Here is a 24477-nt window from a genome sequence, read left to right on the forward strand (position 1 = left end):
GGTCTGGAAACTGCAGTTCCGCCCAAGAGCAAAAATACAGCGCTAGCAGATTTCACTGTGTCCAGCCGTTGGATTGCTTGTTTGCAGAGTTTTATCCCGACTAAAACACTGGCCATCGAAGTTTTCAATTAGTATACATATCAATAACCTGCAAACGCTTTACCTCTAAAAAAGTTGCAAAAAGCGCTCACTCAAATAACCACAAAAATGTTATGCTTATCACACTTAAAACGATAATAAGGCCTGAATCAATATCGGGCCACTAACTCTGAGCCGGAATTAAAGATGTCCAGAAGGAATTCCACTACCACAGACAGGGAAGTCTGTCTGCAATCCACCGACGAACTCATTTCCACCACAGATCTTCGCGGCGTTATCACTTACGTCAACCCGGCCTTTGCTGAGATATCGGGTTTTTCTGAAGCCGAGCTGTTGGGCCACAGCCACAACATGGTTCGCCATCCCGACATGCCCAAGGCGGCCTTTGCCGAAATGTGGCAATGCCTCAAGGCCGGCAGTTCCTGGCGGGGATTGGTCAAAAACCGTTGTAAGGACGGTGGTTTTTACTGGGTCGATGCTTTCGTGTCCCCCATCTTTGAACAGGGAAAAATCATTGGTTATCAATCTGTCAGGGTTAAACCCAGTCAAGGCACCATCAAACGGGCCATCAAGGTATACAGTCGCCTGAATCAGGGCAAAAGAGTCAAAGATCCGCTGACGCTGACGCAAAAACGCTTGCTTTCGGCACTGGTGGCCGGCTCTGGCTTACTGCTTAGCGGCTATATCTGGGGCTGGGGCGTGGTGTTGGCCGGAGCCATGTTGATGGCGCTCAATCTGGCTATCTTCTATGACGAAGCCTTTCGTATTCCGGCACGATTGATGGCACTCAAGCAAGAGTACGATTCTGTCAGTCGCTTCATCTATGCCGGGCACGATACGTCATCCGTGCTCGAATTTCAGTTGCAGCGTAAGACCGCCATGCTTCAGGGCGTTTTGGGCCGGACTCAGGATCAAGCGCTTAAAACCAATGATATTGCCGCTCAGTTGGTGGTGGCCACAGAGCAGGCCAGAGTCGGCATGGATCTGGAACAACAACAGATGCAGCAGATAGCCAGTGCCATCGAAGAGCTGCATGCCACTATCAGTGAGGTGGCTGACAACACCCAGGCAACCTCAGGCCGTATAGATGAGGCTTATGGCCTATGTCGTCAAAGCCGGGATGTGATGCATCAGAACAGTGAACACATTCTCCACCTGGCCGATGATGTTGCCAGGGCGGCTTCCAATGCCAAACGCCTGAACGATGAAGCACAGCAAGTTGCCAACGCCATGTCGGAAATCGACGCCATTGCCGACCAAACCAACCTGCTGGCTCTCAATGCAGCCATAGAAGCAGCCAGAGCCGGCGAACAGGGACGCGGCTTTGCGGTGGTCGCCGATGAGGTCAGAGCCTTATCCGGCCGCACCCAGCAGTCCACCAAGAGTATATCTGCCAGCATAGAGGCCATGTTCAGCATGCTGACCCAGTGGGCCAATGAGATGGAAGCCAGTAGACAACAGGCACAGGAGTGCGCCACCGAAGCATTGTCGGCTGTGGAGTCCATCAACACAGTTAACCAAGGGATGGCTGAAATACACGATCTCGCCAGACAAAACGCCGTGGCGGCAACCCAGCAAGGGCAAGTAGTGCAAGAGATAGCAGGCGGCATACAGACGATTCACGGCGCCACCAATGACAATGTCAGCGCCCTGTGTCAGGTTGAGCAAGCCGTATTGCAGTTAAAGGCCAGTGCCGACAGGTCGCTGAACCTGAGACAGACTTTCGGCTGATACCAAAGCCCAGGTTCAGCCTGAATAACAAATATTTAACCATTTCTTTTTGAAGGATTTTTCATAAGGAACTGCTCAAATAATAATTAAGCAAGGACAGGAAATAACTATGCTGTTGTGATCAAAGAGACAGAACTGACAGCGAATGAATTTACATAGCCGCGCTAAGGGGGTAATCTTGCCCCCTTAAATTCGGGGGCCGGTTGAATGAAAATGCATTCAGAGCCAATATTGCCCCTGGCGAGTAGCTTTGTTACTCATCCAATTAGTGTAGATTCAGGGTGTAATAACCGTGGCAGACGAAAAACAACCCCGCAACATAACAACCATACTCACCTTCCTGGTGCCATCTCTGCTCGGCGTCTTACTCTTTATGACGCCTATCAGCTATAACAACGAACTGACCATTCCTGTGGCGGTGTTGGCCGGTGAACTCAAGAATTTGCTCAATGATTATTTGACCAGCATAATTTGCGCCATAGTGGTATTTACCGCCACGGCCAGTGTATTGGTGAAACTCCTGCGCCCCGCTTTTATCCGCCGCAGCAAGTTTCTCAATTCCCTGTTGAATATCAGCCCTGCCTGGCTCTTGGTCAGGGTTTTGGGCGCCATATTTATCTGTCTGACCTTCTTCCAGGTTGGCCCTGAGATGCTCATAGCCGATTCCACCGGCGCCTTGGTGATGAATGGCCTGTTGCCACTGCTGTTCTGTGTATTCTTTTTTGCCGGTATGTTCCTGCCTTTGTTGCTCAACTTTGGCCTGCTGGAACTCTTCGGAACCTTACTGACCAAGTTGATGCGGCCGGTGTTCAACCTACCGGGACGCAGCGCCATCGACTGTATGGCCTCCTGGCTCGGGGATGGTAGCGTTGGTATTTTGCTGACCAGTAAACAGTATGAGAACCGCTTCTATACCCAGCGTGAAGCGGCGGTTATCGGCACCACCTTCTCGGCAGTCTCCATCACTTTTACCCTTGTGGTACTCACCCAAGTGAAACTGCAGGCAATGTTTGTACCCTTCTACCTGACAGTCTGTCTGGCCGGCATTGTTGCCGCCATAATAGTGCCCAAGTTGCCGCCGCTGTCGCGCAAGAAGGATGTTTATGTTGATGGCAGTCCCAGACAAAAAGATGATGAGTCGCTGCCAGAAGGTCATAACTCTCTGTCCTGGGGGCTGGATCTGGCGCTCACCAAGGCGTCCCACACAGGTGGCGTATTCAAGGTGCTCTCCGAAGGGGTGAAAAATGTCATCGATATGATCTTCGGTGTGCTCCCTGTCGTAATGGCATTGGGGACCATAGCTCTGGTCATCGCCGAATACACCCCGGTATTTAACTATCTTGGTAAGCCTTTTATTCCATTGTTGGAACTGATGCAGATCCCCGAAGCTACCCAAGCCTCCAAGACTATAGTCGTCGGGTTTGCCGATATGTTTATCCCCTCGATTCTGGCCACCAGCATAGAATCCGACATGACACGCTTTGTGATTGCGGCGCTGTCTGTCACCCAATTGATCTACATGAGTGAAGTAGGTGCCTTGCTTATCGGCAGCAAGATACCGGTGAAAATTTGGGAGTTGTTTGCCATCTTCCTGCTGCGAACCCTGGTTACTCTGCCTGTGATTGCCGGGATGGCACATCTACTGTTCTAAGGGCAATTTAGCCGGACTTCCCCACAACGGCCGCTACATGCGGCCGTTTTTTATTTCTAAGCACTAGAATGTGCTCACAAAATTCGCATTTCGGCCACCAGCATCTACACTGAAAAAAGTCCGTTTTTGAGGCTTTTCGGTGAAAATCTTTGCGTTTCTGCTCCTTTTTACGGCACTTTGGTGCCTCGATAGCCTGACGCCGTCATTGGGCTATCGCCCCGTCCTTGAGCAATTTCAGGCCGAAGACGGCTTGTCGATGAACACTGTCAATGACCTCGCCACAGACGATCGTGGTCACCTGTGGATAGCCACACAAGCCGGACTCAACCGCTTCGATGGCGAACATTTCAGAATCTACAGTAAGCAGGACGCTCCCCACGGCCCTAGTGGCAATCACATTGAAAGGCTGTTGTTTTCAAGCCAGAAGGAGTTGTGGCTGCTGACCTTGAGCGATGGCCTGAATCTTTATCATCCGGACAGTGGCCGCTTTGAAATATTGGGTGCCGAAGCAGACCTGCCGCTGACCGGGATCCGCGAGCTGGCAGAAGACAAGCAAGGCATGCTCTGGCTGCTGATGGATGATGCCAAGGTTTGGCGCTACGACCCCAAACGCCGCCAACGCCTGGATAGCCAGCAGCTTCAGACAAATACCGTTTCACAACTGAGGTTTTATGCAACGCCTTCCGGCGACTTGTATCTTGCAGGAGACTCGCTCTGGCAGCTGGATGACAGCAAGTCCTGGCAACAGATGACAATATTGCCGCAGTCTGCTCAGGTAGAGTCTCTGATACAGGCCAAAGACGGCAGTTTATGGCTCGCAAGCAAAGGAACGCTCTGGCACTGGTCTTTGGGAACCGAGGCCGTGCCTTACTCCATCAACCAACTTGGCGATGCCGGCATTCGGCATATGGTTTTGGATCCACAGCAACGGCTCTGGTTGGCGGTGGATAAACTCGGTCTAGTGCGGTTTACACCTCAAACCAGGGAGCTTCTTTGGCAACAAAACAGCGATGGCAAGACCATCCAGACGCTGCATCTGGATGACAGCAACCAACTTTGGATAGCGACCAAGGGAGCCGGTCTCGGTAAGCTGGAGCTCAATCAGGAAGCCATGGGAAAACTGCTCCCCAACAGTTTCGAGAACCACAACCTGGGTAATGGCGATGTCAGAGCGATTTTTCGCGATCATCTGGGGCAACTCTGGGTCGGCACCGCCAGCGGCCTTTATCAGGCACTGGAGTCTGACTCGGGCAAAATTCAAGGCTTCAAACCCTCGCCGCTGGCAAGCCAACTGCTGGATAAGGCCTTTATCGGTTTTATCAAAGAAGACAGTCAGGGCCGGCTGTGGATTGGCACCCGGGGCGAAGGCTTACTGATCTTCAATGCCGAGCGCGACAGCTATCTGCACTATCGCCATCAGGCCAATGAACCGGGCTCACTGCCGGCCAACACCCTCTACAGTTTAACCTTTGACCAAAGTGGCATTGCCTGGATAGCAACCAAAGAAGCCGGAGTCAGCCGTTATCTTGGTATCGAAAAAGGCTTTGCCGCGCCGGATGCCACGCCGCTGCCCAAAACAGAAACCACTTCGATACTGGAGGATGACGGCGGCAATATCTGGATCACCAGTTACGGTGAAGGCCTATTCAGGCTCAAGCCGGATGGCAGTGTATCTCATTGGTCCACGGATACTGAAGTCCCTCTACCCAGCAAGCATCTGTTTTCCATCTACCAACATCCGGATGGACAGTTATGGATAGCATCCAGTGACGGCGTATTCTCATTCACCCCGGATAGCGGGCAGTATCAAATGTTTGATCGCCAACACGGTCTGATAGGCGATGTCGCCTACCTGATGCAACATGATACCGACAACAAACTCTGGATTGGCAGCGCCAGCGGCCTGTCATGGCTAGATCCCGCAACAGGCACAAGCCGGAATTTTGCTTATGAAGATGGCTTGCAAGCCAACGAGTTCAACTTTGGCGCCGGGTTTCTCGATCGGGACGGTAGCCTGTTTCTCGGCGGTGTAAAAGGCCTCAACCATATTCAGCCCCCCGCTTTACCCGCGAGGAAACCTCCGGCGCAGCCGATCATAGATGAACTGCAGGCGCTGGGGCAAACACAAGAGCACGCACCAAAACCCTGGAGCCGACAGAAACTGGTTCTGGGGGTTGATGCCTTGCCGCTGAGTCTCAAATTCCACAGCCCGAACCTGCATCACGCCAGGCATCTTGAGTATCAATACAAACTCGAAGGCATGCAGCAGGAGTGGCTCAATACCCGGGGGGCCAGAACCGCCTTCTTCCCGGCGCTCAAACCCGGTGACTATCGCTTTATGGTCAGAGCCGTGGATATTGACGGCAATACCAGCCCGGCGCAGAGCCTGCAGCTGAGCATAACCCCCAGGCCCTGGCAAAGCCCCTGGGCTTATACTATTTACAGCTTATTGTTGCTGAGCTTGATATTTGGCTTTGCTTATAACAGGTGGCAGAAGTTTATTGAGCAACGAAAACTGCTGCAACAGGTGGCGAGCAGCGAGCAAAAGCTGCAACTGGCACTTATCGGCAGTGGCGATGAGTTTTGGGATTGGGATTTGCAGGCACAGGAGGCCAATCGCAATAACGCATTTCTCTGGTATCCCGAGCCCGAAACCCACCTGAAAGATACACTGGAGCGCTGTGTCCATCCCGAAGACTTGCCGCTCATCTGGCCCGAGATTGATGCCTGCCTCCATAAAGGCCGGCAAGAATTTGAACTCAGCTATCGCGGCAAGACCCAGGACAACAGCTGGCTTTGGGTACTCAACCGTGGCCGGGTCATGGCCAGGGATCAAGAGGGGCGCCCTTTAAGGATTACAGGAACCATCAAGGATATTCAGAAACTGAAAGAAACCGAATCGGCACTGCGTCGTTTCAATCAGGAGTTGGAGCAGAGGGTTAAACAGCGCACTGAAGCGCTGCAACAGAGCAATGATGAACTGAACCACACCCTGGAAGAGTTACGACTGGCGCAGTCTGAACTGCTGGATAAGGAGAAAATGGCCACACTTGGTGGTCTGGTTGCCAGCATCACCCATGAAGTCAACACTCCCATAGGTATCTGTGTTACCGCTGCTTCGCATCTGGCGGAGAATGTTAAAGCCTTCAACAAGCGCTTTTACGCCGAGGATGTCGATCAGCAGGATTTCGAACAGTACCAGAGTGAAGTGGCCGACTGCAGCCGACTGATGCTGACCAACCTGGAACGCGCCGCCAAGCTGATCCGCAGCTTCAAACAGCTCTCCGTCGATCAGTCCCATGAAGAACTGAGGGAATTTAACCTGGGGCACTATCTGGATGAGATTTTCCTGTCGCTCAACCCCATGCTGCACCGCTCGCCTCACAAGTACAGCTATCAATGCCCGGCCGACATCACCCTCAACTCCACTCCGGGCGTCTTTTACCAAATTATCAGTAACCTCTTTACCAATTCACTGGTACACGCCTTTCCAGAAGGAAGCGAGGGACGGATGTCGCTCAATGTCAGCCGCACAGATAACGGCATAGAGCTTGTCTACCGTGATGATGGTTGCGGCATGAATACCGAAGTACAGCAGAATATTTTTGTTCCCTTTTTTACCACCAAACGCGGTAAAGGCGGCAGTGGCCTGGGGATGAACATAGTCTATAACCTGGTGACTCAAGTACTTGGCGGCGAGATCCGTCTGATCAGTGCACCGGGTCATGGCAGCGAGTTCCGCATCATACTGCCAAATGATATAGAGGTAAGTTCAGGGGCGTCACAATAAGGTCATCAAGACGTCACTTCAAGGTCAAATAACTGACTTAGAGTCTTTCACAGTCAAACCCGTTTCACTGGTTTTATCCAGGAGCCGCGATGAAAGACAGCAAGTCATTGGTAGCAAAACCATCGACATTTCACCCATCCTCCCGCCGCGCAGCCGAGTCTGTCATCAAGCTCAACGCCCTCTGGCTCTCGGATATTCACCTGGGCAGCATTGACTGCAAGGCCGAATATCTGCTGCATTTCCTAAACAGCGTTCAGCCCAAGGTGCTGTATCTGGTGGGGGACATAGTCGATATCTGGGCCCTCAAACGCCGGGTATTCTGGCCCGAGAGTCACAACCAACTGCTGCAAAAACTGCTGCAAATGGCACAGAGCGGCATCAAGCTGGTGTATCTGCCCGGCAACCATGACGAGCTGTTTAAGGATTACCACCAGCTGCAACTCGCCGATGTCATTATCAGCAAAGAGTACAGACATCAAACCCTGAGCGGCAAAACCCTGCTGATGCTGCATGGCGATCAATTTGACTCCGAAGTCTGTATCGGCCGTATCACCGCCCGCCTCGGCGATCACCTCTACGATGTATTGATGTTTCTCAACCGCCAGTTGCACAAGGTTCGCCGCCGTCTCGGTTACCCCTATTGGTCTTTGGCCGGCTTTATCAAGCAAAGAGTCGGCAAGGCTCAACAAGCCATCAACAGTTTTCGCGAAGCCGTGGTGCGTTATGGCCGCAAGCAGAAGGTGGACGGCATCATCTGTGGCCATATTCACCAGCCGGAGCTCACGGAAATGAGCGGCTTTATCTATGCCAATGATGGTGACTGGGTAGAGAACTGCACCCTATTGACTGAAACCCTCGAGGGCGAGCTGCAACTCGAGCGCTGGAATGAACAACTGGGCCGGACCGAAGTACTGAAACGCTTCGCCTGGCAGGGACAAGAACAACAAGCTGCTTAAATCAGGTACCCCATTATGATGTTTACCGTCGATAAAGTCGTGGAATCCAATCTGCCCAATATCAACAGCAAGCCTTGGCTCGCCAAGCCAACCAAGGCCTTACTGCGTTATCTGCTTAATGAGCGGGAGTGCAATGATATCGCCGGCCAATTCAGTTTTCTCAAGGGCGTGGATTTTGTTGAACAAGTGCTGGAAAGCTTTGCCGTCAGCTATACAGTGCCGGACAGTGAGGTGGAAAACATTCCCCATCAGGGCCGGGTCGTTATCTTCGCCAATCATCCGATAGGTTCGCTGGATGCTCTGGTGCTGATAAAACTAATCAGCGAAGTCAGGCCTGACATTAAAGTGGTTGCCAACGAGCTGCTGATGACACTGACGCCACTGCACAACATCCTGCTGCCGGTTCGCAATATGACAGGCGGAACCCCCAGACAACACCTGGAGAAGATCCATCAGCATCTGCGCAGTGAAGGTGTTGTGCTCATCTTTCCATCGGGTGAGGTATCCAGGCTCAGACCAAACGGCATTCGCGATACCCAGTGGCAAACAGGCTTCCTGAAGATGGCTATCAGCTGCAATGCGCCGCTGCTGCCCATGTATGTCGATGCAAAGAACTCGGCGACCTTTTACGGCGCTTCCATCTTGTATAAACCTTTGGCTACCCTGCTGTTGGTGAAGGAGATGTTTAAACAAGCCAGTAACACTCTGCCGGTGCGTATCGGCGAGCTTATCCCGGCCGAAGCGGTCAGCGGCAGTGACTTCCCGCTTAAAACCCGGGTCAGTCTGCTGAAAAACCACCTCTATCGCATCGGCAAGAACCGCAGCCCACTGTTCAACACCCAGAGTGCCATCGCCCATCCGGAAAAACGTCGTGAGTTGCAACAGGCTTTACTGCAGTGCGAACAACTTGGTCAAACTCAGGATGACAAGCAGATCTTCCTCTATCGCCATCAGGGCAGCAGCCCAGTGATGCGGGAAATAGGTCGGCTTCGGGAGCTGGCTTTTCGCGCCGTGGGTGAAGGCACGGGAAAACGCAGAGACATAGACAAATACGACTCCAGTTATCTGCACCTGGTACTCTGGGATCCCAAGGAGCTGGAGATAGTCGGCGCCTACCGTTTTGCCGAAGTCGCCCGCTTGCACAGTGCAGGTGAAAACCTCTACAGTGAGTCACTGTTTCACTATCAAACAGAATTTGCTCCCTATTTCGCCAAGGGCCTGGAACTCGGCCGCAGCTTTGTGCAACCTAAATATTGGGGAAAGCGCAGTCTCGATTATCTCTGGTACGGCATAGGTGCCTTTCTGGCTCGTCATCCCGGCTACCGCTACCTTTTCGGTCCTGTGACCATAAGCAATCAGTTGCCGGCACAGGCCAAGGAGATGTTGGTGCACTTCTACCTGCAGCAGTTTCCCTGTAAGACGCAGCTGGCACAGTCTTTCACGCCTTTTGGTCTGCCTCCTGAGCGCCAGGCTGAGCTGGATAAGCTCTATGTTGATTCAGATTACCAAGGCGCATTCAAACTGCTCAAGCAGACCCTTGCCAGTATGGGCGCCGCTGTGCCAACTCTCTACAAGCAATACGGCGAACTTTGCCAGCCTGATGGGGTGCGCTTTCTCGCCTTTGGAGTAGATGCCGACTTTGCCGACTGTATCGATGGTTTGGTGCTGGTGGACTTGGACAAACTCAAGTTCAAGAAACGCAGCCGCTATATCGATTGTCATCTGCAGGAACTCAATCAGCAAGATGAGAACGCTCCGAGTTAGCATTATTGACAGGGCTCTGATATAACAAAGAAAAGGTTATGGAGGATCCCTATGCAGCTCTGCATCGCCGATATCATGATCACCCGGGTCGTCACAGTGGAAATGGACGACCGCCTGAGTGTGGCCAAAGAGATATTTCATCATGCAGGCTTTCATCATCTACTGGTGGTGGATGATGAAGGCAAGCTGGAAGGCGTCTTGTCCGAGCGGGATCTGCTGCGGGCCTTAAGCCCCAATCTTGGCAGCGAAACGGCCACCAGCAGAGATCTGGAGACCCTCAATAAGCGGGTGCATCAAGTGATGAGCCGTAATCCTGTGACCGTTGCGCCGCATCTAGGCTTGGCGCAGGCATCCAGACTACTGCTGGAGAAAGATATAGGTTCACTGCCGGTACTGGAAAACGGTGAGATTGTCGGCATAGTGACCTGGAAGGATCTATTGCGAGCCTATTGCTGTTAACCACAATAGGCTCAGACTTCATAGGTCTGGGTGAAAGCTATCTCAGAGTTACCTCATCCAACTTACGGGCCTTTTCAGAGCTGAACTCCTCATTGAGCAACACACACTCACTGGCCTGCTTGATATAGTAACGTTTCCCCTGAGCATCCTTGAGCGGCTTGCTACTCAAACGCGCCATCAATAGCGGTTGCTTTTCCAGATCCCAGCGATAGAAGGCAATTTGCTCTCCCTTGCTGGTGATCAAGTGACACTTCACCTCTTGCCGCTCGGCGGCTTGGGTTGTCAAAACGATACCGGGCAAGATGAGCAACAAGCCATATTTGATTGATTTCATCATTTCCAACACTCCGCAGAGGCGCCGCCTTTAACCCCGGCGTCAGTCAAGGTCAGCGTCTTGCACTTGCTGTCACGACTGGCCTGTACCCCTTGCGCCGTTGCTGTCAGGGTAAAACTGCCGGTGCCGGTTGACGCTATGCTGTAGTGACCATTTTCAGTAATAAAGGGGCTGGCATTGAGCCCCAGTTTGGTCATATCCGTGGCGTAAGTGCGATTGTCCAAATAGTACTGCTCCTGCAGATTGGCCAGTCGCATCAAGGCTGCATGAGCCTCAGCCCTGGTACTCTTGGCAATGTACTGCACATAAGAGGGATAAGCGATCGCCGCCAGTATGCCGATAATGACCACAGTGATCATGACTTCAATCAGGGTAAAACCCGCTGCTTTTTTCATCTCTTATCCTACTCATTCACATGATAATAAATCTTGTTGGTACTCAGGCCTGTATCCAGCGCCACTGTACCGGAACAGTTCTCACCGGTTTCATCACACTCACCGCGACCAATAATCAAGGCAGCATCTGGATTGTCCGGATTATCCGGGTCATCTGGATCTTTGGGCGGGGTAATGATCTTGGGTGGCTGAGGAATACAATCCTCACACACTTCCAAAAACTCATAATTGTAACGCCCGCCTTTATGCAGGTCGAAACTGTACAAGCGTCCGGTCGAAGAGATGAGACAGCTATTTTCAGTTTCGGGTGTCGACTGCGCCGGCACAAAGGAGGTGAAGTAGACACGCCCTTTGATGATGGCCGAAGGTGACAGACTCTTCTCACCAATGACAGAGAAGTTATAGTACCAGCCCAGCTTGGTACCAAAGTCGATATTCTCACTGTCGCTGCTTGGCGCCGCCGATGTCACATTGTAAAGGTTGGCCAAAGTGATCGGGCTGGGCACAGTCGCACCTGAGCCGCCAAAAGTCTTGGTCACCACGTTGCGATCCTGCAGCACAAAGAACATATCTTCGGCATCGGTAGCCAGTGGTGATGCCCTGTTACCACTGCCGAGCGTGACGGCATCATAAGGTACGTTTTGATATGCCGTAGTAGTACTGGTGTTACCGTCGGCATCTGTCGTTGTCACCCGGGTGACATTGGTAAATACCGTCTGGGCTACCACAGGCTCATAGAAGAAGCGGCGATCGGAAGATGCCAGCGCGCCGCCCACAGAGGCAAACTTGAAGCCACTCCAACTGGAGGTGTTTTCTGAAGGCATATCCATACGCCAGACATTACCACCAAGGTCTGCGGCATATAACCTGTCTGTAGCGCCATCGCTGTTGCTGTCGAGAGTGGCTATTGAACCGGCAATGCTGTGTTCTATGCCGGTCAACGCTGTGCCACCATCGACACCAAAGCTATGCTTGAGTACGCCGGTTTCGGCGTCGACCAAGTACACATTGCGGCCATCTGAGTTGCTGCCTGTGTTGGCGTCATATCCCAGATTGTAACCACCGCCGAAGATCACTACAGGTTTATCTGAACCCGGCACCTTAGTCACAACCGGTGTCGACCAAGTCTGCCCCATATTGGCAAACCCGGCGCTATTGTTGTCAATCCGCCACATCATTCGAGGCGAATCCGGGGCGGTAACATCGAAGCCATAGTAGGAACTCCCGCCCCTACGCATGCCGAAGAAGATCCAAGCCTTGGTAATGGCACCCGAGTCGTTGCGCTCCAAATAGGAAACCGGCGAGCCATCTATGCCATAAACACTGTGACCATTGGCATAGCTGTTATCTCTGAGTTCCTGCACATTACTGAGTAGCTCATAGGGCATAAAGGCCCAACTCTCTTCAACACTGCTACCCGTGTCTTTGAAGGCATGTAACATACCATGGTTGGTGCCAACGAAAATGCGCACATTGCTATTGCCATCGCCACCAAAGTCAATGGCAAGCGGTTGCGAGTGCATGGGGTCACCCATGATATCGCCGCGAACCCCGTTGTAATCATCAGAGGTAAATTCGCCATTTTCATCTTTATCGACATTTTTGCCCTTGATCCACTCAAAAGCTTTTTCCAGCTCAGAGCTTTCTGTACCGGCGGCTACACTCATGTTCATATGAGTCAACAAGGCAAGGTCACCACCGGCATAGCTGGAAGCCTGATTCTTGCTTAGGGTCGCGAGGCCACCACCTACCTTGATGTTACTGTAGAGAGTACGGCTGTCAGGTACTATGGTTCTGGCTGCACCGCCTTCCTGTACATCGTTGCCATCTGGGTCCGGAGAGCAGTGACTCCATAGACTACAAGCCGTGTCCGCAATACCACCCGAACTTGAGATAGCCGGTCTGTCGTTGGCATCTATCAGTACGCCTGAGGAGTTCACCTTCAACTTCTTCAGGTTACCGGCCCACTTGGGCCCTTGAGATGGGCTGAACAAGGCATAATAGGCAGAGTCCAGAGTACGGGTTGGGTCAGCATTACTGAAGGCTACCCCTGGCGCCGAAAACCTTTGTCCTTCGTCCGTGATACTGTCAAGCACATTGCTGAAGGCCTGCTGCAGATCGGCCACACTATTGGCAGCATGGTATTTGCCCTTTCCTCGTTTGGCAGTCTCTTCCAGCAAGGGCTCGGCCGCAGATCCCTCATCCAGCGCAAAACCTATGGTGTGAGTCACCACCCTTTGGAATTTCTCCGTGGCCGGCAAAATATCGTTGCGATACATGTAACTGGCCAGCGCCGGCAGATAGCTCTTCTTTTCTCTACCGTAATAATCTACTTCATAGGTGTATGGGCTGTAATTACCGTCGGAGTTCACCCCCGAAGCGCTTGTAATGGATTGAATCGCGGCATCGGCAGATGAGTCCAGCGTTGGCACCCCATCGGTAATATAGATGATATAAGCAATATCACTACAGACACTCATGGGAGACTTATAATTACCGCTATTCTCAATGGTCGTGTCATACATAGGCCTGTTGGCGGTATACTTTATCGAGCCACTGTTATAGTTTCTATCACTGTGGCCAAAGGTAATCGGGCCGCCGCTAAAGTACCGATAGGCTTCAAACAAAGTTTCACAAAGTGGAGTGTTGGTTTCGGCCGGCAGGTTTTCAACCGTACTGATCAGGGTTTCTTTCTCAGGCGCCGTGCGGCTACGAATACCGGCGACGATTCGGCCACCATCCCGATCCCCCTCATAGCGATAGTTCATATTGAATACCGCCAGGCCAAAATCAACCGTCGGCATCGAACTTATCACCCCGGCGATAGCTGTCTTGGCAATATCCAGTCTGCTGAGGTCTTGAGTATCATCCAAGTCGCCATTCTTATATAGGGTGTACCAACGCAGATAATTGTCAGTGTATAAGGTTACCAGCTCGCCTTGGTTAAAGCCCATGGATTGCGCGTTGCTGAGTGCATTTGCTTCATTGCTGTATGGAATATAGTTTTTACCCACTTTGACGCTATTCTGTGGATAGCCATCACCATAGGTAACCCCATCTACTGTGATACCGTTATTGCTTGGATTGGCGGCTTCAATATCTTCCCAACAGTCCACCGGGTTGTTCTTTTCGGCGCCACTGTTTTCTTTTATCTGCTGCCAGGTTCCCTTGGCATTACCGGAAAACACAAACTCTCGGATATAACCGGTAAAACGACCATAGCGATCCAAGGCGGTTTTAGCGACGGCGCAACCATTGAGAGCATCGTTGAAACGGCGCGATTCCGAAGGGCTGTCCGGCACAGGTAATGAACTTTCATCCATCCCGGAGCCGACGGTAAAGTAGATCATCCTTCCTTGATAGGAATTCGAGGAACCGACAGGGGGATACTCTTCGGTTGGATCATATCCTCCTGGCACTCCGGTTTCTATGGTATCCATGGATGCCGAATTATCAAAAATAATCAGCACCTTGGCTCGTCCCTGATTTGGCGGCGGGATCAAGTAAAGGTCTGTATCATCGGCCGAGACTTGCCCGGAAGAGCCAACCAGCACAAACAACAAACCGCATAAACACTTTTTGAGTTTCATGATCCGCTCCCGTTAAGCACTTCCTGCTCAACTCCTTCGATAACTGTCAGTTGCCCGAGGTTGTCCCGGCCGTACCTAACCTGGCTGGAAACCTCCACTCTTCGGCACTTGATAAGATCTGTACCGCTGGCATCCCTGCTACGCTGACAGGAAACATTCCTGGCATCCACAGTGCCATCACTCTTTAATGGCAGAGGCGTCAAAACCTGAGTGCCACCCGAATAGCTGTTGCCTGTATCTATCGCTGTCATTGTCGCCAATTCTGCTTGGCTCTTGGCATTCAATACCGCCTGCAAACCACCGTCGGCCAAGGCCTTGGCTTCCACCCGCTCGGCACCGGCGCCGGCCATACGCAGCGACTGACTGGAGTTAACTGCCAGAGCCACCCCAATCAGGGTCAGAATAATCAAGAGGATAAGTGCGAAGAATAGTACGACTCCCCGCTGTTGTCTTATTTTCATCTGCTTAGTTCCTAATCAACACAGGGTTTTCAAGTACCACTGTGGTCGAAACCACTTTCCGGCGGAAGTTATCGCCACCACCACTGATGGCTCTGTCGCCGGTTTTGTCGCCCAGTGAGTAAGTCGCATTATTGGTGTAACTATTGTCAGCATTGGGCGAACGCACCAATAAAAATATTCTCAAGGCCACGATTCGCTGGAACAACTGGTTGTCCCACATCAGATCCGTCACATTCTGTACCGGCATAAAGCTATCGGCCGTGTCATCACCGTTCTCGTCGAAACCATAGAGAATACGCATGTTTTCGATACCCTCGACCAAGGGCTCGTCTACGTTCATTCCGCTGGCAGAGAGTGATTTGCGGGTCAGAACCGGCACGCCGTTGTTGTCTTTAATAAAGTAGACATGGTGTTGGTATTCCCACACCCTCTGGTTTTCAAGGCCGGGATCTGTATCTTTAAAAAACACCGCCTGGCTGGCCGTTGCTGCCACCCGAAAACCACTGGTGGCTCCGGGAGGGCCTACCAGTCGTTTAATCTGAATTACATCTGTCCCTGTCATCGCTGAATTGACACAGCTCAGTGAGCCGGCACTCACCCCGGCCTCATATCCCCAAAGACGTCTGAAGTGGGCCGGTTGGCCATTGGGCAGAGTGGCATTGTTGAGCCCTTGACCGATACAATCTGTTCCGACAGCATCATCGACCCGAGCGTTGGTACCCAGCACGAAATCTGTCCCTGTCATATCGCCAAAGAAGCCTACCTGACTCAGATCCGGCACCATGATGGCCAACGCAATACGGCCATTTTCCTGTAACTGATTGAACTGCCCTGTGGTAGTAACATTAGTGGCAGACATACTGAACATGGCGAACAATCCGAGCGCCAGAAACAGACTGATGACCATGGCCACCATGAGTTCTACCAGAGAAAAACCCGACTGCTTTGAATTTTTCACACTCACCGCCTTAACCTTGATTGATCACTGTCTTGAGGATAAAGACCCGCCGGCGCTTACCCAAGCTACTGCCGCAGTCAGTCGTTTCATAGGCGGTGCCGGCGGTTTCCTGAATGCCTCGCCATGCCATCACAATAGTGACATTGCTGCCATTGACATTCAGACAAGCGGTAGCACTGTCGAGGCCGCCGACATTCTGGCTGCCCACGGCTTCAGCGGCGCCGGTAAAGAGTTCTTGCCATTGGTAAAGATCCCAGGCCAGGGTCTCGGCAGCAGTGCAGGTCACCGTGGCGCCAAGGGCCACATCGCAGGATTTTGCAGGAGCACTTCCGCCCCCGGAATAGGGAGAGCCGTCGTCGTAATTATTCAGTACCGTGTTATTAAGCTTCATCCGATTGAGGATATCGTTGGCAAAGTACGCCGCCTGAGTCTGTTGAAATGATTCAAAGCTGGCGCGCTTTGCCACTATATGTAAATTAAATATCCCGATAAGCCCTATCACCAAAATGACGAGCGCTACCATAACCTCAATCAGAGAGAATCCCTCTCTCCGTTTTTTCATCTGTGTCAAATCTCCAGACAATGCCATGTTTTTGACAATAAATTCAGCCTATTAGTTCTTTAATATCTTATAGTTAGCTCAAGACCACAATAATACCTGTTAATGATAGTTGAGTCGAATGTAAATCTCCAGTAACAAAGAACGCTAATAAATTCAAGCCTTATAAGAGGTATTTTTTCCATAAAAAAAAGAGGCTTAGATAGCCTCTTCTTAAAATGCTTTTCACTTATATAAGCGCAATAAATCCGCGGCTTCTTACCTTAGCTCCACCGGAACGGCAAACACGGTATCTTCCTTGCGCCCTTCCACTTCGGTCACCACGCTTGGCGCCAGTTTGGCTATGGCCTCAACCACCTGCTGCACCAACACCTCAGGAGCAGAAGCCCCGGCAGTAACGGCAACCTTGCTGACGCCATCAAACCAATCCCGCTCGACATCATCGGCGTTATCCACCAAATAGGCCTGAGTGTCTGACTTGAGCGCCAGTTCGCGCAGTCTGTTGGAGTTTGAGCTGTTTTTGGAGCCAACCACTATCAACAAGTCCACATCCTGGGCCATCTTACGTACCGCATCCTGGCGGTTTTGGGTCGCGTAGCAGATATCGTCTTTACGAGGACCTTCAATCGAAGGGAACCGCTTCTGCAGCGCAGCAATAATATCCAGGGTATCATCCACCGACAGCGTGGTTTGGGTGACAAAGCAGAGATTGTCCGGCTCTTTCACCTGCAATGCATCCACGTCGGCCGGAGACTCAATGAGATAGACTCCCCCTTCAGGGTTATCGTACTGCCCCATGGTGCCTTCCACTTCGGGATGACCGGCATGACCGATAAGAATGCACTCAATTCCCTTACGACTGGCGCGGGTCACCTGCAGATGCACCTTGGTCACCAGAGGACAAGTGGCATCAAACACCTTAAGACCACGACGCTTGGCCTCATTGCGCACCGCCTGTGACACCCCATGGGCACTGAAAATCACTATGCTGTTGTCGGGTACCTGATCCAGTTCGTCGACAAAAATCGCCCCGCGCTGCTTGAGATCTTCAACCACATAACGGTTATGCACCACTTCATGGCGCACATAGATAGGCGGGGAAAAGAGTTCCAGCGCTCGTTCCACTATGCTGATGGCCCGGTCGACACCGGCACAGAAGCCTCTGGGATTGGCCAGCAATATGTTAAGACCGGTAGATTTTGCTACTGACATATCAAAGCTCCTGCAATACTTCCAGTTCAAATGTCACCTGATGGCCCGCCAGCGGATGGTTCAGATCCACTGTGACAGAATCACCGGCTATCTCCCTGACAATTCCAGGTATTTCACTGCCACCTGGGCCAGCAAAACTGACGATAACACCGGGTTCCAGCGTCATATCTGCCGGGAATCGGCTGCGATCCAAGTGATGAATGGCATCGGGATTGGACTCGCCGAAAGCATCGGCAGGGGCCAAGGTAAAGCTGTGATTGTCGCCGGTTTTCAGCTTTAGAAGCTCAGCCTCAAACGCCGGGCTCAGACTACCGTCACCGATATTGAGCCGGGCGGGTTTACCAGATGCTTTGGTGCTGTCGGCGGTCGAGCCGTCTTCCAGCAGTATATTCAGGTGACACAAGAGGGATTTCACATCAGACATCTGTGTTACTCCTTGGCTTCATTCTGCTTGGCAGCGGCCTTGTCACCGCCAAAAAATGAATCCCAGATGATCAGGACTGCGCCAACACAGATAGCCGAGTCAGCGATATTGAATGCCGGGTAGTGACTGGTTTTCCAGTAGAAATCGAGGAAGTCCACCACAAAACCGTGCATCAGGCGATCGACAAGATTTCCCAGCGCGCCGCCTATTACCAGAGTGTAAGCCAGGTTGAGGCGCCACAAGCCGGCCGATTGCCGTCTAAGCCAAACGGTCAGCAACACACTGAAACCGACAGCGACGGCGGTAAATAACCAACGCTGCCAGCCACCGGCATCACTGAGGAAGCTGAAGGCGGCGCCGTAGTTGCGCACATAGGTCAGATTAAAGAAAGGCAACAGCTGCACCGACTCATACAGCTTGAAGTTACCCAATACCCACTGTTTGGACAGCTGGTCAGCCAAAAAAGCCAACACAGCCACCCAATACCAGCGCAGGCCACTTTGTTTCCAGTCTGCGGGCATGTTTATTATCCTCAGGCGAACAGGCGCTGTTCACCTTCTCCTTCGATATTGGTCACACAGCGGCCACACAGCAGTGGATGCTCGGCGATCTGGCCAACGTCTTCTCTGTGGTGCCAGCAGCGGTCACACTTGGCCGCTTCTGACTTGGCAACGCTGAGCTTAAGTGATGCCAGCTCAGTTTCACGGGCATCGGCAGGCGCATCGCCAAGCGGCTTAACCACGGCTTTGGAAGTCAGCAGCACAAAGCGCAGCTCGTCACCCAGTTTGGCCATAGCTTCGGTCAGCGCCGCATCGGCAAACAGAGTTACCTCGGCTTCCAGCGCGCCGCCGATCAGTTTATCGCGGCGGCCCTGCTCCAGAGCCTTGTTGACTTCATCACGAACCTGCAGCAACTGTGCCCAGTATTCATCACTCAGATCTGAGTCCAACTGTACGGCCTTGAGACCCTGGAACCATTCCTGAGTAAACACATAGGCGTCACGCTTACCCGGCAGCAACTGCCAGATTTCATCGGCAGTGAAGCTGAGGATAGGGGCAACCCAACGCACCATGGCTTCGGCAATCAGATACAGAGCCGACTGACAACTGCGACGGGCGTGACCATCACGCTTGGCGGTATACTGTCTGTCCTTGATGATATCCAGATAGAAGCTGCCCAATTCAACCGAGCAGAATTGCATCAGCTTCTGGGTCACTATGTGGAAGTTGTAGGCATCATAGGCTTCCAGCAACTCTTCCTGCAGCTTGGCGGCGCGGCGCACCACCCAGCGATCCAGCGCCACCATGTCTTCGATGGCGATCATGTCTGTCTCTGGCTCAAAACCGCTCAGGTTGGCCAACAGGAAGCGTGCAGTGTTACGGATACGGCGATAAGCATCGGCGCTACGGTTGAGGATCTCATCGGATACCGTCATTTCACCGCTGTAGTCGGTAGAAGCCACCCACAGACGCAGAATATCGGCGCCCAGTTTGTTGGTTACCTGCTGTGGTGCAATCACGTTGCCGATGGACTTGGACATCTTGCGGCCCTTGCCATCCACGGTAAAGCCGTGAGTCAGTACCTGCTTGTAAGGAGCCTTGCCGTTCATGGCGGTTGAAATCATCAGTGATGACATGAACCAACCACGGTGCTGATCCGAGCCTTCCAGATAGAGGTCAATTCCCTGCCCCTGGAATTCAGGGCGGGCGGCAACCACAGAGGAGAAGGTAGAACCTGAGTCATACCAAACATCCAGAGTGTCGGTCACTTTGCGGTACTGTGCTGCATCTTCACCCAAGAGCTCAGACTCGTCCAGATCCCACCAGGCTTGAATGCCCTGCTGCTCAATGCGATGAGCAACACGCTCCATCAAGGCCACGCTGTCTGGATGCAGCTCTTCGGTTTCCTTGTGAACAAACAGAGTGATAGGCACGCCCCAGGTACGCTGGCGCGAGATACACCAGTCAGGACGGTTCTCGACCATCTTCTCAATCCGGCTCTGTCCCCAATCAGGGATCCACTGGGTTTGCTCGATTTCACCCATGGCTTGAGCACGCAGCCCTTTGTTATCCATGGAGATAAACCACTGCGGTGTGGCGCGGAAGATAATAGGTGTCTTGTGGCGCCAGCAGTGTGGATAGCTGTGACGATAGGCTTCACGGTGCAGCAAGGCATCTTTTTCCTGCAGCAGCGCCACAATTTCATCATTGGCCTTGAACACGTGTTTGCCGGCAAACAGCGGGGTATCCGCCTTGTAAACGCCGTTATCACCCACAGGATTAGCCACTTCCAGACCATACTTCTGACCAACCACAAAGTCGTCCTGACCGTGTCCAGGTGCTGTGTGTACCACACCGGTACCGGATTCGGTGGTCACATGATCGCCAAGAATCGCCGGCACACTGAAATCATAGAAAGGGTGCTGGAACTGCATCAACTCAAGCTCGGCACCTTTGGCACGACCGAGGATCTGATGGCTCTTGACGCCATAACGAGTGATACAGCTTTCCACCAGGGCTTCCGCTAGAATAACGGCTTGCTTGGCGCCGTCTTCAGACTCAATCTCCACCAGCACATAGTCCAAATCCGGGCTCAGAGACAGCGCGCGGTTGGCAGGTAAGGTCCAGGGAGTGGTAGTCCAGATAATCATGGAGACTGGCGCCTGGTAGGCGTCAACACCGAAAGCGGCCAAAACTTTAGTCTTGTCCACAGCGGCAAAAGCCACGTCTATAGCCGGTGAAGTCTTGTCTTCATATTCCACTTCGGCTTCGGCCAGGGCAGAACCACAGTCGGTACACCAATGCACCGGCTTAACCCCTTTGTGCAGGTGGCCGTTGTCAATCACTTTGGCCAATGAGCGAATGATGTTGGCCTCAGTGCTGAAATCCATGGTCAGGTAAGGTTTAAACCAGTCACCGAGCACGCCGAGACGGATAAAGTCATTGCGCTGGCCATCCACCTGTTTGGCGGCATACTTACGGCACTCGTCACGAAACTCGGCAGCAGAGATTTTCTGCCCTGGCTTACCGACTTTCTGTTCTACCTTAAGTTCAATCGGCAGACCATGGCAGTCCCAACCTGGCACGTAAGGCGCATCAAATCCTGACAAGGTCTTGGACTTGATAATAATATCTTTGAGGATCTTGTTAACTGAGTGACCAATATGAATATCGCCATTCGCATATGGAGGGCCATCGTGCAGAATGAACAGCTTGCGGCCAATACGGCTATCACGGATCTGTTGGTACAGATTATCCTCGGTCCAGCGTTTCAACATCTCTGGCTCGCGATTTGCCAAATTACCACGCATCGGAAACTCGGTTTCCGGCAAATTCAAAGTTGATTTATAGTCGCTCATTGATCCTATACCATTAATTTAGCTAAGAGAGCTCAGCCTGCTTCATTGCTGAGTAAGGCGCGAGCCTCATCAGCGTCATTCATTATTTGTTTCTTAAGTGCCTCAAGGGACTCGAACGGTTTCTCGTCACGGATCTTGGCCACTAATTCCACTTCTACTTTACGCCCGTAGAGGTCACCTTCAAAGTCAAACAGGTGCACTTCCAACTGGCAGTTTTGTCCCTGAACCGTGGGTCGAAACCCCACATTGGCAACACCATCGTATTGCTCACTGCCATCCCACCAGAGCCTGACCGCAAATACGCCCCTCACAGGAACCACCTTGCGCTTCATGGCGATATTGGCAGTGGGGAACCCCAGCGTCCGGCCCAGCTTTTTCCCATGGGCCACCTTACCACTGAGAGTATAGGGATGTCCCAATAAACGTCTGGCCTGCTCAAGATTGCCCTTGGCCAGCGCATCTCTGACCATGGTGGAACTGACCCTGTGATCGCCAACCAAAAAGCTTTGGGTACTGACTACCGCAAAACCGTGCTGTTCACCGGCAGAGCGAAGCAGCTCAAAATTGCCCTGACGAGCCCGTCCGAAACAGAAATCGTCACCGACCACCAGATACTTGACCCCAAGTTTACGCACCAGCAGCTCTTCGACAAACTCCTTGGCCGGCATTTGGGCAAACTTTTGATTGAAATTGACACACACAAGCCTGTCTATTCCAAGTTCAGCAAGCAGCTTGACCTTGTCGCGAAGCAGGCTCAAGCGCGCAGGGGCATCCTGGCCGCGAAACAGTTCCTGCGGTTGAGGCTCAAATGTCATCAGGGTAGCCGGTAAACCAAAGTGACGTGCCTTCTTGACCAGATTGGCTATCACTTCGGCATGGCCCCTGTGCACACCATCGAAGTTACCTATGGTCAGCACACAACCGCGATGGGCCGGCAATATATTGTGTATTCCGCGAATCAGTTCCATGAAATCAACGACCGCTCAAACGTAAATTGGCGGATTATATAACAGCTCGGCAGCAGAATCAGCCCTCAGTTCCGGGCTTTGAGCCGCCATGGACGGATCCCAAGCAGCACCAGTGCAATAAAATACCCCAGAGCGCCACCTAAGATCAGGGCAAACAAATGGCTGATTCGCTCAACAAACGACCAGCCAAGCCATTGCGCCTGCTCTGGAGAAAAGTAGAGCAATAGGGCCACCATCACGACAGTAGCAAGTAATGCCTTGATAAAAAAGATGATTGTTTGTTTGCTGACTCGATAAACACCGGCCAGATGCAAACCGCGATATAACAGGGAAGCGTTGAGTAAAGCAGACAGAGAAGTGGCGATCGCCAGCCCCACATATCCAAATGGCACGGCAAAAATAATATTGAAACCCATGTTGCTAACCATAGCAATGATGCCATAACGCACAGGTGTCTTGGTGTCCTGACGGGCATAATATCCGGGCGCCAGTACCTTGATCAGCATAAAACTCAACAAACCTGTGCCGTAGGCCACCAGAGAATAGGAAGCCATTTCCACGTCACTGATGCTAAAGGCGCCACGCATAAAAAGCACCATCAACATCGGCTGAGCCAATACAATCAGCCCCATCATGGCCGGTAAACCCAGCAGCATAATGGCACGAATCCCCCAATCCATGGTGCGACCAAAGCCCTCACCCTCGGCATTGACATGGTTTTTGGATAGAGCAGGTAAAATAACAGTGGCAATGGCAATACCAAATAATCCCAGCGGAAACTCCAACAAACGGTCTGAATAATAGAGCCAACTGATAGAACCTGTGACCAGGAAACTGGCAATAAAGGTATCCAGCATCAGGTTAATTTGCGACACAGATACCCCAAACAGTGCCGGGATCATCAGAGTACGGATTTTGACCACTCCCGGATGATTCCAGCCCCATGAGGGCCGAACCAGGGCTTTTTCCTGCAGCAGAAAAGGAATTTGAAACAAAAACTGAATCACACCACCAAAGAACACCCCCCAGGCCAAACCTATTTCAGGCTTATCCAGGGTGGGGCTCAACCATAGGGCAGCGGCGATAATGGCAACATTGAGAAATACCGGGGTAAAGGCTGAAACGGCAAAGCGGCCCCGGGTATTGAGAATCGAGCCGGCCAAGGCGGTGAAAGTGATAAACCATAGATAGGGAAAGGTGATCTTCAGCATTAACGAGGCCAGTTCAAACTTGGCACCGTCAGGCTCGTCATTGACCCAGGCCATAAACCAGCCGGCTCCGAACAAAGCGGTCAATATTGGCGAAGCCAGAACCCCAATCAGGGTCACTACTGTTACCAATAACCCCAAGGTACCGGCAACCTTTGATAATAACAGTTTGACCTCTTCGCTGGACTCTTTCTCCTGATACTGAGTCAATACAGGTACAAAAGCCTGAGCAAAGGCACCTTCAGCAAACAAGCGCCGCAAAAAGTTAGGGATCTTGTTGGCAAAAAAGAACACATCGGCACTGCTGCCCGCGCCCATCAAGTTGGCGACTACCACATCCCGTACTAATCCCAGCACACGAGAAATCAAGGTCATGACGCTGACAATGGCGCCGGACCGTACCAATTTTTTGCTCAAATATTCCCCCAGAAGACTCAAGCCGCCATAAACGGCGACAAGTCTCAAAAATTCCACTTAAGCTCTGTCACATGCCAGCAATTGCTGGTAGAATTGCGCCACATCTTACACGAGTTGGGTTGAGGATAGCCAAATCAGGTTGG

At 52.1% G+C, this 24477-nt stretch carries 18 protein-coding genes; 6 read left to right on the plus strand and 12 right to left on the minus strand.

Going from position 1 to position 24477, the window contains the following annotated elements; genetic code table 11:
* The first annotated feature begins 285 nt into the window (after nt 1–285).
* From ACF8D4_RS07585 to ACF8D4_RS07610, 6 genes are all read left to right on the plus strand, one after another.
* Nucleotides 286–1830 carry a PAS domain-containing methyl-accepting chemotaxis protein gene (locus ACF8D4_RS07585; RefSeq protein ID WP_144132605.1) on the plus strand — a complete coding sequence of 515 codons (1545 nt, stop codon included), beginning with the start codon at nt 286–288 and terminating at the stop codon, nt 1828–1830.
* Between the two features lie 373 nt (nt 1831–2203).
* Complete coding sequence (locus tag ACF8D4_RS07590) at nt 2204–3481, plus strand: YjiH family protein (RefSeq protein ID WP_392464901.1); 1278 nt, start codon at nt 2204–2206, stop codon at nt 3479–3481.
* Between the two features lie 139 nt (nt 3482–3620).
* Entirely contained in the window at nt 3621–7271 is a 3651-nt protein-coding gene (locus tag ACF8D4_RS07595) for a two-component regulator propeller domain-containing protein (RefSeq protein ID WP_392464857.1), read from the plus strand.
* 89 nt (nt 7272–7360) lie between these two features.
* Nucleotides 7361–8227 carry a UDP-2,3-diacylglucosamine diphosphatase gene (locus ACF8D4_RS07600; protein ID WP_052658119.1) on the plus strand — a complete coding sequence of 289 codons (867 nt, stop codon included), beginning with the start codon at nt 7361–7363 and terminating at the stop codon, nt 8225–8227.
* A 15-nt stretch (nt 8228–8242) separates the two neighbouring features.
* Nucleotides 8243–9991, plus strand: coding sequence for a lysophospholipid acyltransferase family protein (locus ACF8D4_RS07605; RefSeq protein ID WP_280638541.1), 1749 nt, complete (start codon nt 8243–8245; stop codon nt 9989–9991).
* A gap of 51 nt (nt 9992–10042) precedes the next feature.
* Nucleotides 10043–10450: a CBS domain-containing protein gene (locus ACF8D4_RS07610; protein ID WP_025011917.1), complete on the plus strand. Its 408-nt coding sequence runs from the start codon at nt 10043–10045 to the stop codon at nt 10448–10450.
* Between the two features lie 37 nt (nt 10451–10487).
* Here ACF8D4_RS07610 and ACF8D4_RS07615 read toward each other — a convergent pair whose 3' ends face one another.
* From ACF8D4_RS07615 to murJ, 12 genes are all read right to left on the minus strand, one after another.
* A complete protein-coding gene (locus tag ACF8D4_RS07615) occupies nt 10488–10787 on the minus strand; it encodes a TapY2 family type IVa secretion system protein (RefSeq protein WP_144134829.1) in 300 nt (99 codons plus the stop codon).
* Nucleotides 10784–11179: a type IV pilin protein gene (locus ACF8D4_RS07620; RefSeq protein WP_028779812.1), complete on the minus strand. Its 396-nt coding sequence runs from the start codon at nt 11177–11179 to the stop codon at nt 10784–10786. The genes ACF8D4_RS07615 and ACF8D4_RS07620 overlap by 4 nt, the downstream gene beginning before the upstream one ends.
* Nucleotides 11180–11187: 8 nt before the next feature.
* Nucleotides 11188–14769, minus strand: a complete 3582-nt coding sequence (locus ACF8D4_RS07625) for a pilus assembly protein (RefSeq protein ID WP_144134831.1) — start codon at nt 14767–14769, stop codon at nt 11188–11190.
* Entirely contained in the window at nt 14766–15224 is a 459-nt protein-coding gene (locus tag ACF8D4_RS07630) for a PilX N-terminal domain-containing pilus assembly protein (protein WP_044735902.1), read from the minus strand. Before ACF8D4_RS07630 ends, ACF8D4_RS07625 begins: the two co-directional genes overlap by 4 nt.
* Nucleotides 15225–15234: 10 nt before the next feature.
* The gene (locus tag ACF8D4_RS07635; protein WP_025011915.1) at nt 15235–16194 is read right to left on the minus strand and encodes a PilW family protein; all 960 of its coding nucleotides are present in this window, start codon (nt 16192–16194) and stop codon (nt 15235–15237) included.
* Between the two features lie 4 nt (nt 16195–16198).
* Nucleotides 16199–16750, minus strand: coding sequence for a type IV pilus modification protein PilV (pilV, locus tag ACF8D4_RS07640; RefSeq protein ID WP_025011914.1), 552 nt, complete (start codon nt 16748–16750; stop codon nt 16199–16201).
* Between the two features lie 255 nt (nt 16751–17005).
* Complete coding sequence (ispH, locus tag ACF8D4_RS07645) at nt 17006–17959, minus strand: 4-hydroxy-3-methylbut-2-enyl diphosphate reductase (protein WP_025887210.1); 954 nt, start codon at nt 17957–17959, stop codon at nt 17006–17008.
* A gap of 1 nt (nt 17960) precedes the next feature.
* A complete protein-coding gene (gene fkpB, locus ACF8D4_RS07650) occupies nt 17961–18383 on the minus strand; it encodes an FKBP-type peptidyl-prolyl cis-trans isomerase (protein WP_025887209.1) in 423 nt (140 codons plus the stop codon).
* A gap of 5 nt (nt 18384–18388) precedes the next feature.
* Entirely contained in the window at nt 18389–18904 is a 516-nt protein-coding gene (gene lspA / locus ACF8D4_RS07655; protein ID WP_025011911.1) for a signal peptidase II, read from the minus strand.
* Between the two features lie 11 nt (nt 18905–18915).
* Complete coding sequence (ileS, locus tag ACF8D4_RS07660) at nt 18916–21741, minus strand: isoleucine--tRNA ligase (RefSeq protein ID WP_392464862.1); 2826 nt, start codon at nt 21739–21741, stop codon at nt 18916–18918.
* A 32-nt stretch (nt 21742–21773) separates the two neighbouring features.
* The gene (gene ribF, locus ACF8D4_RS07665; protein ID WP_044734928.1) at nt 21774–22709 is read right to left on the minus strand and encodes a bifunctional riboflavin kinase/FAD synthetase; all 936 of its coding nucleotides are present in this window, start codon (nt 22707–22709) and stop codon (nt 21774–21776) included.
* A 65-nt stretch (nt 22710–22774) separates the two neighbouring features.
* Nucleotides 22775–24334: a murein biosynthesis integral membrane protein MurJ gene (murJ, locus tag ACF8D4_RS07670; RefSeq protein ID WP_101059508.1), complete on the minus strand. Its 1560-nt coding sequence runs from the start codon at nt 24332–24334 to the stop codon at nt 22775–22777.
* Between the last annotated feature and the right edge of the window lie 143 nt (nt 24335–24477).

The sequence above is a fragment of the Shewanella sp. YQ_9 genome (genome assembly GCF_043103185.1).
Taxonomy (GTDB): Bacteria; Pseudomonadota; Gammaproteobacteria; order Enterobacterales; family Shewanellaceae; genus Shewanella; species Shewanella algae.